The sequence below is a fragment of the Streptomyces sp. SID486 genome (assembly GCF_009865385.1).
Classification (GTDB): Bacteria; Actinomycetota; Actinomycetes; order Streptomycetales; family Streptomycetaceae; genus Streptomyces.
Window position 1 is genome coordinate 19,573 of the sequence record NZ_WWJT01000582.1, and the last position, 12,125, is coordinate 31,697.

The window sequence follows — 12,125 nt, forward strand, 5'->3', positions numbered from 1 at the left end:
GCTCCGGCGTTCCGGCCGTGCCCGGGGACCAGAGGTGGGTCGTCGCCTCGGTCCCGGGCTCCGCGGTCAGGAGGTCTGAGGTCAGGCCGTCGCCTTGACCAGCCGTTTCATGCCGGGCTCGTCGGTCACACAGCCCACCAGGCCGAGCCCCCGGGCCAGAGCCAGGTCGCGTTCGTCGTTGACGGTCCAGGCCATCACGTCGATGCCGGCGGCGGCGCACCTCTCCACGATGGCCCGGTTCAGCTGACGCAGTTCCACGCTGACCAGGGTGGCACCGACTTTCTGGGCGCGGCCGACGAAGGTGTCGCTGTGCGCGCTGGGGCCCGCCACCAGAACGGTGCGGGCCTGCGGCAGCAGGTGGTGGATCTCGCTCAGGGCCTCGTCGTGGAACGACAGCACGGAGACCCGGTCCAGCAGGTCGCGGTCGGACAGCATCCCGGCCAGTGACCGGGCGGCGGCCACGTCCTTGATCTCCGCCTGGATCGGCAGTGCCGGCCCGACGGCGTCCAGCACCTCCCCGAACGTCGGGATGCGCTCGCCGAGGCCGGCATCGAGCGCCTTGAGCTGCCGCAGCTCCTGGTCGGCGATCGGACCGGAGCCGTCCGTCGTGCGGTCCAGGGTCTCGTCGTGCAGGACGACGAGTTCGCCGTCCTTGCTCAGATGCAGGTCCAGTTCGATGCCGTCCAGGCCCTCCCGTTCGGCCCGCAGGAAGGAGCGCAGGGTGTTCTCCGGCTCGGCGGCCATGACGCCGCGGTGGCCGATGGTGAAGAAAGACACGAGGTTGCCGTCCTTGGGTCTGGTCGTCCGGTCCGGAGCAGCCGTACGAGCGCCGTGCGTCAACCGGGCGGAGGGGAGGCCGCCCGGCGCGGCGCCCCAGCGTAATGGGCCCGTCCGGCATGGTCCCGGACGGAACGCCGGTCGTGGCGCCCGGCACGATGCGCGGGCCGGCCCCGAGGCGCTCCGCGCCGCTCACCACACGTCGCCGGACGAAGGATCAGGCCGCTGGGGTACCGGCAGCGCGCCCGGACGAGGGGTCAGCCTGACGTCGTACCGGGAGCGCCCCCGGACGAAGGATCAGCCCGCTGTCATACCGGGAGTGTCCCCGTTCAGCGGCGCCCGCGTCGGACGAGCCGTGCGCCGAGGCCCAGGCGGGTGCTGACGGCGGCCACGCAGCCGCCGACGAGGATCCCGGGCCACGAGCCCAGGCCGAGGGCGCGGCACGGCAGGACGGTCACGGTCAGCGCGGCCAGGGCCACGACGAGGTCCACGGCCGCCGCCCTCCGTCCGCCCGGCCGTCCGGCGCCGGTCAGTCCCAGTAGCGCGGATGCGCGCCGCCGTGTCCCGTCGCTCATGACAGCTGTCCCATCAGGCAGCCGGCCGCCGCGATCGACACATAGCCCCAGGGCCCGCCGGCGAACTTGACCATCCGCAACCCGGCGCGGGCACGCTGGATGTTGACGGAGACGTGGTGGGCCTGCACGGGGACGTAGGCGGCGAGAACGCCCATGCCGCACTTCTTCGCGGCCTTCTTCACCGTCTTGCCGGTCTTCTTCCATTTCCAGCTGAACGGATTCCACCAGGGATCGGCCACGACGGGGAAGGCCGTGCTCGCCGTGAAGTCCACCCGCTGCACCAGCGTGTCGCCGTCCAGGCGGTACGAGGTCGGGACGGCGGCTCCCCGGGCGTCCCTCGCCCAGGGGGCGTTGACGGCCGCGACGGGCTCGTCCGGGTCCGCCGGGACGATCACCACGGAACCACCGGACTCCTGCCGGAGCGCGCTCCCGGCGGGGCGGCGCAGCGGCACTCGGTACTCGTGCGGAGCGTCCGCCCTCTTGATGACCTGGAGGGTACGGCTGCCACCCGCCAGGGTCGGCTGGACGACGGTGTCCACGGCGGCGCCCGCATCGGCGTACACCACGCTGCCGCCCAGGTTGACGCCCTCGGTGGCCCGCCCGGCCGAGCCGATGCCGACGGCGCTGATGTCGTCGGGCTTCACCTCGATGGCTCCCGATGGGTCCCAGGGGACGGTGACGGTGCCGGTCGCCGTCTCGGCGATCGCGGCGTACCGGCTGTCGCTGGTTCCGGCCGGCGCGATGTCGGCCGCGTCCATGCGCACGGGGCCGCCGCTGACCGTGGTGGTCAGCGTGCCTTCCGGGTCGGCCCAGGTGGTGGACGTCTCGGTCCGCAGGTCGAGTACCTCCACCCTGCGGCCGGACATCTGCGCGGCGACGAGGGCGGACTCGGCGGTGGCGGCCTCGGTGACGGGCGTTCCCGGGGGAGTCTGCGCACGGGTGTCGTCCCGTGGAGAGGACCGAGGCGCGGTTTCCCTCTCGCCCCTGCTCCCCCCTTCGCCTGCCAGCGCGGGCACGGACGAGCCGAGCAGGGCGAGCGCCGCCAGGACCGAGACGCTCCCCGCAGCGAGGGTCCGGCGGTGTCCACGTCGTGTCGACGACATGTATGTCCTTGCGATCGGGATCGGCCCCCGCTCACGGGGGCGTGACCCATGGTCAGTGACCGACGCAAGGGTAAATTGATCTTAAAGGGCATGCAAATTACTGTCAAATACCCTCTCGTGTTGTTTCGTTGTGTGATTTGTCGCAACTTCGAGCTGTGGTCGCCCGGTTGCGCGTCGTACGGGTCTACTCGGCCCAGGCGCGCTCCAGCAGGGCGGCGAAGGGGGCGGGCTTCCGTCCGATCAGCTGGGCGAGCGTCGGGTCGACGGCGGCGAACTCGCCGTTGCGCGCCGCCGTGAAGATGCTCAGCATCAGGGCGGCGATCGGAGCTGGGGTGCCGTGCGCCAGGGCCTGCTCGTGGAAGGTGTCGTCGGGGACGGGGCTGCGGGTGAAGCGCCGTCCGGTGACTCGGGACGCGATCTCGGCGATGGTGCCGAAGTCGAGCGCCGCCGGGCCGGTGAGCGGCGGGGTGGGCCCCTCGAAGCGGCCCTCTTGGGTGAGGATCACGGCTGTGGCGTCGGCGAGGTCGTCGTGCCCGGTCCAGGCGACGGGGCCGTCGGCGGGGAGCGCGATGTCGCCGGTGTGGCGGGCGGGCTCCAGGAACTGCAGGGCGCTGGCGGCGTAGAAGCCGTTGCGCAGCGCGGTCCAGGGCAGTCCGGTGGCGCGCAGCAGGTCCTCGGTTCGGGCGTGGTCGCGGCATGCCTGGAAGCGGGAGTCGTGGGCGGCGCCCATCTGACTGGTGTAGAGGATGCGGCCGACGCCGGCCCGCACGGCGGCGTCGATGGCGGTGCGATGGCCGGTGACGCACTCCTCGCCGGTGCGGTCGAGGGAGACGAGGAGCAGCTGCTCGGCCCCTTCGAAGGCGTGCGCGAGCGAGGCGGGATCGTCGAAGCTGCCCTGCCGGACACGGACGCCGCGGTCCGCCAGCTCCCGGGCCCTGTGGGGGTCGCGGACGCTGACGCCGACGCGGTCGGCGGGAACGCGCTCCAGGAGGCGTTCGACCGTGCGGCGGCCGAGCTCACCGGTGGCTCCGGTCACGATGATCATTCTGGATCACAAGTGATGCCGGGCCCCCTGGAAGGGGACGGTGTACCTGATGCCCGGCGCGCTGGAAAAGGGCGGCGTAAGGGAAGACCCGTCCCGGCCCTCCCGTCACGCCACCACCAGCACCGAAGTCGCCCCGCACGGCGACTGCCGGCCCCTGGTCACCTTCGTCACCCGGCCGTGTCCAGGGCGGTGTCGAACAGGGCGCACTCCAAGAGCTCCGGAGCCGCGTTCGACGGCCAGCCGCTGACGGCGCTCAACTGTTCGGCCGCCGCGTGCATGAAGGACAGGTACACCTCGTAACGGTGGGGCGACCAGTCCCAGTCGGCCCATACCCAGGCCGCGACCGTCCCGTCGGGATCGTGACCGCTCTCCCGGCCGACGCCGGCTGCCAGCGAGCGCATGCGCCGGGCCAGGACACGGTCGAGGACGAGCGGTCGGGGCCCGTGCGCGGGACGGATCGCCTGACCGGCGAAGTACAGGAACTTGGTGAAGAACGACGGGCCCAGCCCGGCGACACGCCGGTGCAGCGCGGCGTAGGCGTGCCGTCCACCGTGCTCGCCCAGCGCGGTGACCGCCTCGGCGAGCGCCGTCTCCAGACCTCCCGTGGCGAGGATCTTCTCCAGCGTGGCCGGACCGCTGCCGCCCGGGGTGCCGCGCTTGCCCTTGCCCCACACATAGGTGGCGACCAGGGCTTCGGTGAAGGCATCCCGCCGCAGCGCGTCCGCGACGGCCGTCGTCGCCAGAGCCCGGCTGATACCGGCGTCACCTCCGGTGGACCGGGGTGCCAGCGCCGCCGGCCAGGGGGTGACCCGCGCCCAACGGGCGGGGGTGTAGCGGACGGTGTGCGCGCCCGGCGTCGCGTCCGCGAACCGGGCCGCGTTGTCGCCCCACCAGTGCACCAGTGCCGTGACGGCCTCCTCGGGCAGTCGACGCGCGGCCATCTCCTGGTCCACCGCGTCCGCCCGCCTCTGCCTGTCCATCGTCCCCCCTGGCAACCGCTTCGACGGGCCTGCCCCCGCCCCGGAACAGGATCCTTGCACCGCCCGGCTGGTTTCGGTAGCCGCCTTCGGTCGAGTCCGCGCTCCCCGCGCCCCTGCCGTCAGCACGGCCGGCGGTACGGCACGCCGCCCAGATAGTGGCGCCACTCGTCGTGAGTGAGGGGTGTGCCGGCGAATCTGCACGCGTCGGCGACCACCTTCCCGAAGTCGGTCGGCAGAGTGTGGGCGGTCCCGTCGAACACGCCGACGACGGCCTGCCGCCCGTCCGGGGTGAACCTGATGCCGAGTACCGCCGTCGTGAAACCCACGAGCACGGCGTCCTTCTCCGGCCGCCGGGGCGAGGACATCCGCCAGATCCGGGCTGTGCGGTCGTCACTTCCCGCGGCCAGCGTCCGGCCGTCGGGACTGAACGCGACACTGCCGACCACATCGGTGGGGCCGGCCAGCGCGGCCAGCAGCGCCGGGCGGTGCGCTCCCGTGACGTCCCAGAGTTTCACCGGATGGTCGCCGCCACCGGACGTGGCGAGGACACCGGTGCGCTGGTTGAAGGCGACCGCGAGGGTGGTCGTGTCGTGTGCCGGCCAGTCGGCGCGCTCCACGGGGTGCCCCGGCGACGTCATGTCCCAGAGGATGACGCGCTTGTCACCACCTCCCGCGCTCGCCAGGAGCCTGCCGTCCGCGCTGAAGGCCACGGACCGGACCTCGTCCCGGTGACCGGGCAGGCTGACGCCGCGCCGGGGCCGCCTGACGGACCGTGTGTCCCACAGCACCATGTCCCCGCCGCTGCCGGCGCTCACCAGAGTGCGCCCCGTCGGACTGAAGGCGAGAGCGCGCACCGTCCTCGTGCCCGTCTGCACGGTGGAGAGCCGGTGCGGTCTGCGCGGGTCGGCGATGTCCCACAGGGAGAGGACACCGTCGGCCCCCGCGCTGGCCAGGACGGATCCGCCGGGGCGCATGGCGACGGCATAGACGGCGTCGCTGTGGCCGTTGAGCACCGCCGTCCGGCGGGGGTGACGCGGATCGCGCATGTCCCACAGCCGCACGGTGTGGTCCCGGCACGCCGTCGCCAGCACCGTGCCGTCGGGGCTCACGTCGAGGGCGTACATCTCGGCACTGTGCGCGGTCCAGGTGGACATCAGTGTGCTGAGGAGCGCGTCGCGGCCCTGCCGGCCCGGTCGCAGCCGGTAGGCGGCCAGGGCGACCCGGGCGGCCAGGTCCGGCGACCTGTGCACCAGTTCGGTGGCTGCCGCACTCGCGTTGCGGGCGACCGCGTCGTCGCGCTGGGCCGTGACCTCCCGGTTGGCGCGCACGGCGAGCAGAGAGGTGGTCAGGGACACCGCGAGAAGCACCGCCGACACGGCGGTCAGCAGACGCCGTCGGCGCCGGCGCCGGGCGGCTGCCGCCCGGTCGGCGCCCTCCGCTGCCAGACTCGCGTCGAGGAACGCCTTCTCGGTCGCCGTGAGACCCGTGTCCCCGGCCCGCGCCAGGGGCCGTGCCGCTTCCAGACGCGTGCCTCTCAGCAGGGCTCCCGGGTCGTGCTCCAGGTGCGTCCAGGCGGCGGCCGCTTCCGTCAGCTGCCGACGGGTGCGCAGCACCTCGCGGTCTTCCGCGAGCCATCCGCGCAGCCGTGGCCAGCCGCGGATGAGCGCTTCGTGCGTCAGTTCCACGTGCCGGCCGTCCACGGTGATCAGACGTTCGCAGGCGGCGCGGTCGAGGATCGCCGCGGTGTCGGGGTCGGCCGACAACTCGGAGCGGCGGATGCGGCGTTTGGTGTCCTCGGTTCCCTCCCCGACGGCGATGAGCCGCAGGAACAGGTGCCGGGCCGCGTCCTTCTGCCGGCTGCTGAGGGTTTCGTAGAACCGTTCAGCGGTGTGGCTCAGGGCGTGCTCGATGGACCCCGCGGTCCGGCATGCCTCCATGGACAGCAGTGTGCCCCGGCGGTGCCTCCAGGTCTCCAGCAGGGCGTGGGAGAGCAGGGGGAGCATCCCGGCGTTGCCGTGGGCCTGGGCGGTCAGGTAGGCCAGCAGCTGTCCCTCGACTCGGCAGCCCACCGCGGCGGCAGGCCGGCAGATGGCCCGGTGGAGTTCCTCGGAGTCCATCGGGCCGAGCGTCACCATCGCCGCGTCGAGGGTCCTGGCCAGTCCGACGTGTGCGATGCAGTGGGCGTAGAAGTCCGCCCGGACTCCCAGGACCACGCGGCAGGCGCTGTTCTGGGCCCCGGCGGCCAGGACGAGTGCATCGATGAAGGGGTCGCGTTCCGTGGGACGGGAGCAGAGCGTGAAGATCTCCTCGAACTGGTCGACGACCAGCACCACCTCGCACGGCTCGGGTCCCGCGCAGGCGATCTGACGCAGGAGGAGGTGCAGGTTCTCGGGGTGTCCCCGCAGTTCCGCCAGCAGCCGGCCGGGTGTGGTGGCGCTGTGGGCCGCCAGGCGTACGGCCATCTCCTCCAGTGGCCGGGCACCCGGTGTGAGCGTGATGACGATCCGCCCCTCGGACCGCAGGCACGGTGACAGGCCCGCGTGCAGCACCGAGGACTTGCCGGCTCCCGAAGCACCGAAGACGGCGACGAACCGTTGTTCCGTGAGCCGCCTCCGCAGCTGCTCGACCACGCGTTCCCGGCCGAAGAAGAACCGGCTCTGCCCTGAGCCGAAGGAGGCGAGGCCCGGGTAGGGCGAGTCGTCCTGCTCCTGCGGGGGAGCAGTGGCGTCCGCGGCGTGCTGCGCGGACGCGATGCCCGCTGTCGTCGTGTGCCAGAGAGCCTCCCACTGCTCCACGTCGCCTTCGCAGGCTCTGACATAGCCCCGGGTCACTTCCAGGGACGGCAGTCTCCGGCCCGCCGCGGCGCTCGACAGGGTCGCCACCGAATAGTGCGCGCGTGCCGCGAGATCCCGGTAGGAGGGGCCGCCCGCCGTCCGGCGCAGTTCCCTCAGCCCGGCGGCGAACCGCACCACCGGATCGTCGCCGTCCGGAAGCGGTGACTCTTTGCGTGGCATCGTTCCCCCGTTCCGACCTCTACTGCAGCAAGTGTCGGGGTCCGCGGAGGCTGGCGGGGGCGGAGGGATGATTTTCGGCCCGTAGGTCACCGGACGGTGTGAAAGGGACCGGCACTCCCGGCCGCTGACGCCTCGCGCCAGGACCGGCACTCCCGGCCGCTGACGCCTCGCGCCAGGAGCGCCCCTGCCCGGACCGGCCGGCAGCCGCCTCAGGCGGTGCGATGTTCCGACGTTGATTGTTCATCACGGTCGTCCGGACAGCGAACAAGGAACGTCGGCTATCCCTGAACCGAGGCCGGGGGCGATTCCCCGGCTCGTCACACCCTCACACCCTCACACCGTCACACTGGAGGATCCATGCGTTCGGTACTGGTCACGGCAGCGGTGTTCGGCCTGATCGTGGGAAGCGGCGCGGCCGCGGGAGCCGCGGAGACGGCTCGGGCGTCCGAGGCGAGCTGGACATGCGCGAAGGACGTCTGTCTCCGGGTCGGCGACGAAGCCCGGCTCAGGGATGCGCACGGCTGCAACCACAAGGTCTGCATCAACGTCATCGGCAATGCGTCCGGCTACAAGACCAGCGGCTACTACAGCGGCTCGAACCGGTTCTACGGCCACATCAACGTGTGGGGTCCCAACATGAGGGTCAACGGCCAGGACAGCGCCTATCCCGGCGTCGCGGGGACCGGCCGGGGCTCCGGCCAGACCTGTGCCGAGGGCTGGGAACTCTCCGGCGGCACGTACACCTCCGTCGGACTGCCCTGCGAGCAGGTGAGCTGACAGCGAGCCGCACCGCCTGAGCACGCGGCCAAGCGTGGCCGTTCCCGGCCGGTGACCGCGCGGGACGGGAGGCACTGCCGTAGCCCGCTGGGCCCGGCGGTGCCGGCGCCTCTCCCGTCCGGCAGGCGACCGGACGGGGGAGACGACGCGGTCTCCCGGCCGGCGATCAGACCAGGCCGGTCACCTCGCGGGCGCGACGCCCAACCCACTGTCCGGCCTCGTCCACCGACTCCAGGGTCGTGGCCTCGTTCGGCACCCGGTCATGCCCCTCGACGACCCTCCGGAGCGTGTCGGCGATGCCGTTGACACAGGGCGTCGCCGCTGTCGCCGCTGTCGCCGACCAGGAGTGCCACGGTGTGTGTGATCCAGGCGACCCGCCCACGGTCCACCGGTGTCGTCTCCCGTTCCCGCTCCCACGGGACGGAGCCGGCGCGCCCGGCGTCGAGGCCATGCGCCGATCGTGCACACGCGGCCCGGGAGTGAGGCGGGGGACGGTTCCTGGGCGTTGCTCCTCGACCGTGCGAGCCACACGAGGGACAGCACGATCGCGGGAGTCATCGGAGAGTGGAAGATCATGGAGATGAAGCCCGATCTGTGCGGGGACGGCGACGGTCGCGGGCAGCACACCCCGGAACAGTGCCCTGCGGAACGGCCCGGCCCCCTTCGGGCGGTGTCCGTCAGTGCGAGAGCATGATCTACGGTCTTCTACTGCACCACTTCGATCAGTTCGACAACGGGGAAGTACGCACATGCGCAAGACAGCCACCCTCACGATCAGCCTGCTTGCGGCCGCCGCGCTGCTCACCGGGTGCGGCAGCGACAAGAAGGACGCCGACGCGGCCGAGACGGGACACGCCTCACCGAGCGGCACGGTGAGCGGCGGCGCCAAGGGCTCGGACGCGGCGAAGAAGGGCGTTGCGCACCAGGTGGTCTTCGAGGTGGGCGGCACGGGCGCATCCCGGGTCCTGTGGATCGGGAACACGAACCACTTCGAGCAGGTGACCCTGCCCTGGACGAAGACGGAGACCGTGCAACTGGAGGACGCCGAGCTGAAGGTCGGCGTCACGGTGTCGGTGGTCCCCGGCTCGGTCGAGGGACCGGACGGGATGCTCAAGCCCGCCCCGTGCACCATCAAGGTCGACGGCAAGCAGGTCGCCGACAACCAGGGTGGCAAGTCGGCGGCGCCCTGCAAGTACAAGCTCGAGGACTGACGGCAGGCTTCGCTGCGGTCCTTCGGCGCCGGTGGGGCCGCAGCGAAGAGGCGTCGCGCCCGCCCCACGCCCGGGAGGGCCCGCAGGCGGCGAAGGGCACGCCCGCCTCGCACCGTGCGGCAGCAGCCCGGACCAGGCCCCGGAGCAGCTCACGGACCTGATCCGAACCGTGCCTCCGCCCACCGCCCGCACCTCCTCGCACCGGTGCGTGCGCCGGGCGGTAGGGCGGGGCGGACTGTCAGCCCTGGCTGCAGTAGTCGACCCAGCGGTGGGAAGATATGTTGTCGTTGACCGATTTGCCGAACTGGGGCAGGCCGGCGCCGTAGGTGAACCTCCACTGCCCCGAGGGCAGGTTGTTCCAGGAGTCGCCGCGGCTGATACAGGCGTGCGCTTCCGTGCCCGCCACGCCGGAGTAGAGGTCGACGGCGTCCAGCGTCGTGGCGTAGCCGTTGTTCCAGATGTCGGAGGCCTTGTTCCGGCACGGGCCCCAGTTGTCCGAGTTGTACTCCCAGAAGCAGGGGGTGCCGCCGCCGAAGGGATCGGTCCAGGCGTGCAGCAGGCCGTCGGCCGCGGCGGCGCTGCGCGAAGCGCGGTCGGAACCCTGCGTCGCGTGACCGGCGGACGGCACGGGTGCGGCCGACGCGTGGGCCGCGGGGACGAAGCCGAGCGCGAGGCTCGCGGCGAGGGCTCCGGTGACGATGAACTGCTTGGTCAGCACGGTGTTCTCCTTGTCCGGGCGGCTGGCGCCGCCCGTGGTCCGATGGCCGCGTGGGCCGTCACGCGGCGGGTCCGCCGCGAGGTCTGAGGGGCCGGTGGTCAGCCGCGGGCGATGAGGGCTCGGGCGCGGGGCAGTGCCGCTTCGGTCAGCCGGGCGAGGTCGCCGTAGGCGCCCGGGTAGCGCTGTCGCAGCCGTGTGTCGTAGGAACGGTCGACGGCCGCGGCGACCCGGGACAGCCCCGTGGACCGCGCGCAGGTGGCCTCGGCCACGGCGAGCCGGATCTCCCGCGCGCGGCTGACGCCACGCTCGGCGGTGGCCCGGCTGATCCGGGGATCGGTGTACGGCTGCCCGGCTGCCTTCATGCACCTTGCCCAGTCTTCACGGGCGTCGAGGTAGCGCTGATCCTGCTGGACCGCCGCCATCCGCTCACCGGTCAGGACGGTGGTGGTCCGTGTGGCGCGGAACCAGGCAGGCAGGTCGCCGTACAGGCGGCGTTCGGCCTCCGCCGTGCAGCCCGTGTCGCTGTGGGTGACCCGGACGCCGTTGGGCAGGTCGGCGGTGAGCCCGTCGGGGCGCGGGCCGTTCAGCGCGGCGACGACGGCGGTGCGGCGGTCGGGTGGCAACGACAGCAGGTAGTGCTTGTTGGGGTCGATCGCGGCGGCCCGCCGCAGAGCGGCGCGCTGTTCGGCTCCGTAGCCGTGGGTCCTGGCCCAGCCGATGTCGTCGAGCACGTAGGGGAAGTCGCGGCGCGCTGTGGCCGGTGCGACCACCCAGAAGCGGAAGCCGTGCCGGCGCATGCAGTCGCGTTCCAGCAACTGCTCGGCGACGTCGAGGACTTGCCGCGAGGTGCCGGTCCGCGCGACCGCCCTGACGTCCGCCTCCGTGTCGGCCCGGGTGTCCGCTCGGGCGCCCGCCCGGCTGTCCGCCTTCGTGTCCGTCCGGGTGTCCGCCTGGGCGCCCGCCCGGATGTCCGACGCCGGCCGACGGGCCGGGGCGTCGTCGCTGTGTCCCGTGCATCCCAGCAGCAGTGACATGGCCGCTGCCGCGCCCGCCACCCCCGCTGCCGTCCGTGCCGCCTGCCCCATGCCCCGACTCCCTCCACACCGTCCCGCCGTCCGGTCCGGAAGGTGTCTAACCCGCCCGCGTTGTTCGGTGTCAGCGGGCGGCAGCCTGACAAACAACGCCCGGACAACGGCTTCCCCGTCGCCGGTGTGCCCCGCGGGCCGAGCCGCGGGGCCGCCCGGCGCGGCGACCGGATCGCCGCCTGCCTGGACGACCTGGAGCGGGGTCGCGCCCGGCTGTCAGCGCATCCGGGTGAAGGTGGCGAAGAGGTCACCCGTGTACCAGGCCGAACCGTCGTCACCGGTGACGATCCGCTCCGCATCCCGGCCTTGCCCTGGCCGTTTGGGGTTGACGTCCCACTCCCGGTAGCCGATCGGGTTGCCGGCGGCGTCATCGCGGGGCAGCGTGCCCTCCCGGTTCGCCCAGACCGCGCCGCCGCGGGTGCCCGAGCCGTCGTTCGGCGGCCACTGACCGGCGTCGATCTTGCTCAGCGTGTCCCAGGCGCTCTGCGGCACCACGGCGGAGCTGACGGCACCAGCGGGAGCGACCGGCGCGGCGCCGAGGTGGCCGATCGCCGACGCGGTCGGCGCGAACAGGACCGCGGCGGCGACGGAAGCCGAGGCCACAGCCATCATCTTCTTGATCATGACCGGCTCAACGAACCAGCTCCGACCCGGACACGGGCGCGCTTTGCGGGCCCGGGTGAACCACCTGCCTGCTGTACGCACCGGCATCGGATCACCTCGGCCGACCCGGCCCGCATCCGCGTCGCTTCGGCATCGGCGGCTCCGGGGATCTGTCGGGAAGGACATGCCTACCCGGCGACCGGTCAGGGCGACCGCGACACGGGGGCGGAGCAGACC

General features: G+C 72.7%; 11 protein-coding genes. 2 read left to right on the forward strand and 9 right to left on the reverse strand.

Features of this window, described 5'->3' with window-relative positions; genetic code table 11:
- Nucleotides 1–81 precede the first annotated feature (81 nt).
- From GT045_RS27140 to GT045_RS27165, 6 genes are all read right to left on the reverse strand, one after another.
- On the reverse strand, nt 82–777 hold the full coding sequence (locus GT045_RS27140; protein WP_161335765.1) for a glycerophosphodiester phosphodiesterase family protein: 696 nt from the start codon (nt 775–777) through the stop codon (nt 82–84).
- Between the two features lie 329 nt (nt 778–1,106).
- Nucleotides 1,107–1,352 (reverse strand): hypothetical protein, encoded by a 246-nt coding sequence (locus GT045_RS27145; protein WP_161335766.1) that lies wholly within the window; start codon nt 1,350–1,352, stop codon nt 1,107–1,109.
- Nucleotides 1,349–2,455, reverse strand: a complete 1,107-nt coding sequence (locus GT045_RS27150) for a hypothetical protein (protein ID WP_161335767.1) — start codon at nt 2,453–2,455, stop codon at nt 1,349–1,351. The genes GT045_RS27145 and GT045_RS27150 overlap by 4 nt, the downstream gene beginning before the upstream one ends.
- 184 nt (nt 2,456–2,639) lie before the next feature.
- The gene (locus tag GT045_RS27155) at nt 2,640–3,500 is read right to left on the reverse strand and encodes an SDR family oxidoreductase (protein ID WP_161335768.1); all 861 of its coding nucleotides are present in this window, start codon (nt 3,498–3,500) and stop codon (nt 2,640–2,642) included.
- Between the two features lie 167 nt (nt 3,501–3,667).
- On the reverse strand, nt 3,668–4,480 hold the full coding sequence (locus GT045_RS27160) for a hypothetical protein (RefSeq protein ID WP_161335769.1): 813 nt from the start codon (nt 4,478–4,480) through the stop codon (nt 3,668–3,670).
- Between the two features lie 119 nt (nt 4,481–4,599).
- Entirely contained in the window at nt 4,600–7,494 is a 2,895-nt protein-coding gene (locus tag GT045_RS27165; RefSeq protein ID WP_161335770.1) for a hypothetical protein, read from the reverse strand.
- 357 nt (nt 7,495–7,851) lie between these two features.
- Between GT045_RS27165 and GT045_RS27170 the strand changes: the two genes are divergently transcribed.
- Together GT045_RS27170 and GT045_RS27175 are read left to right on the forward strand one after the other, a co-directional pair.
- On the forward strand, nt 7,852–8,271 hold the full coding sequence (locus tag GT045_RS27170) for a hypothetical protein (protein WP_161335771.1): 420 nt from the start codon (nt 7,852–7,854) through the stop codon (nt 8,269–8,271).
- Nucleotides 8,272–9,020: 749 nt separating this feature from the next.
- The gene (locus GT045_RS27175) at nt 9,021–9,482 is read left to right on the forward strand and encodes a hypothetical protein (protein ID WP_161291135.1); all 462 of its coding nucleotides are present in this window, start codon (nt 9,021–9,023) and stop codon (nt 9,480–9,482) included.
- 238 nt (nt 9,483–9,720) lie between these two features.
- On the opposite strand, the gene GT045_RS27180 is transcribed toward GT045_RS27175, so the two are convergent.
- From GT045_RS27180 to GT045_RS27190, 3 genes are all read right to left on the reverse strand, one after another.
- Nucleotides 9,721–10,200: a hypothetical protein gene (locus tag GT045_RS27180; RefSeq protein WP_161291133.1), complete on the reverse strand. Its 480-nt coding sequence runs from the start codon at nt 10,198–10,200 to the stop codon at nt 9,721–9,723.
- Nucleotides 10,201–10,298: 98 nt separating this feature from the next.
- On the reverse strand, nt 10,299–11,285 hold the full coding sequence (locus GT045_RS27185; protein WP_161335772.1) for a hypothetical protein: 987 nt from the start codon (nt 11,283–11,285) through the stop codon (nt 10,299–10,301).
- A 216-nt stretch (nt 11,286–11,501) separates the two neighbouring features.
- Nucleotides 11,502–11,909 (reverse strand): ribonuclease domain-containing protein, encoded by a 408-nt coding sequence (locus tag GT045_RS27190; protein ID WP_202529074.1) that lies wholly within the window; start codon nt 11,907–11,909, stop codon nt 11,502–11,504.
- Between the last annotated feature and the right edge of the window lie 216 nt (nt 11,910–12,125).

What these genes read in the sequence shown, in the direction of transcription:
- GT045_RS27145 (WP_161335766.1), bottom strand. Translation starts at nt 1,352, where the DNA reads ATGAGCGACGGGACACGGCGGCGCGCATCCGCGCTACTGGGACTGACC.
- GT045_RS27190 (WP_202529074.1), bottom strand. Translation starts at nt 11,909, where the DNA reads ATGATCAAGAAGATGATGGCTGTGGCCTCGGCTTCCGTCGCCGCCGCG.
- GT045_RS27155 (WP_161335768.1), bottom strand. Translation starts at nt 3,500, where the DNA reads ATGATCATCGTGACCGGAGCCACCGGTGAGCTCGGCCGCCGCACGGTC.
- GT045_RS27165 (WP_161335770.1), bottom strand. Translation starts at nt 7,494, where the DNA reads ATGCCACGCAAAGAGTCACCGCTTCCGGACGGCGACGATCCGGTGGTG.
- GT045_RS27150 (WP_161335767.1), bottom strand. Translation starts at nt 2,455, where the DNA reads ATGTCGTCGACACGACGTGGACACCGCCGGACCCTCGCTGCGGGGAGC.
- GT045_RS27185 (WP_161335772.1), bottom strand. Translation starts at nt 11,285, where the DNA reads ATGGGGCAGGCGGCACGGACGGCAGCGGGGGTGGCGGGCGCGGCAGCG.
- GT045_RS27160 (WP_161335769.1), bottom strand. Translation starts at nt 4,480, where the DNA reads ATGGACAGGCAGAGGCGGGCGGACGCGGTGGACCAGGAGATGGCCGCG.
- GT045_RS27170 (WP_161335771.1), top strand. Translation starts at nt 7,852, where the DNA reads ATGCGTTCGGTACTGGTCACGGCAGCGGTGTTCGGCCTGATCGTGGGA.
- GT045_RS27175 (WP_161291135.1), top strand. Translation starts at nt 9,021, where the DNA reads ATGCGCAAGACAGCCACCCTCACGATCAGCCTGCTTGCGGCCGCCGCG.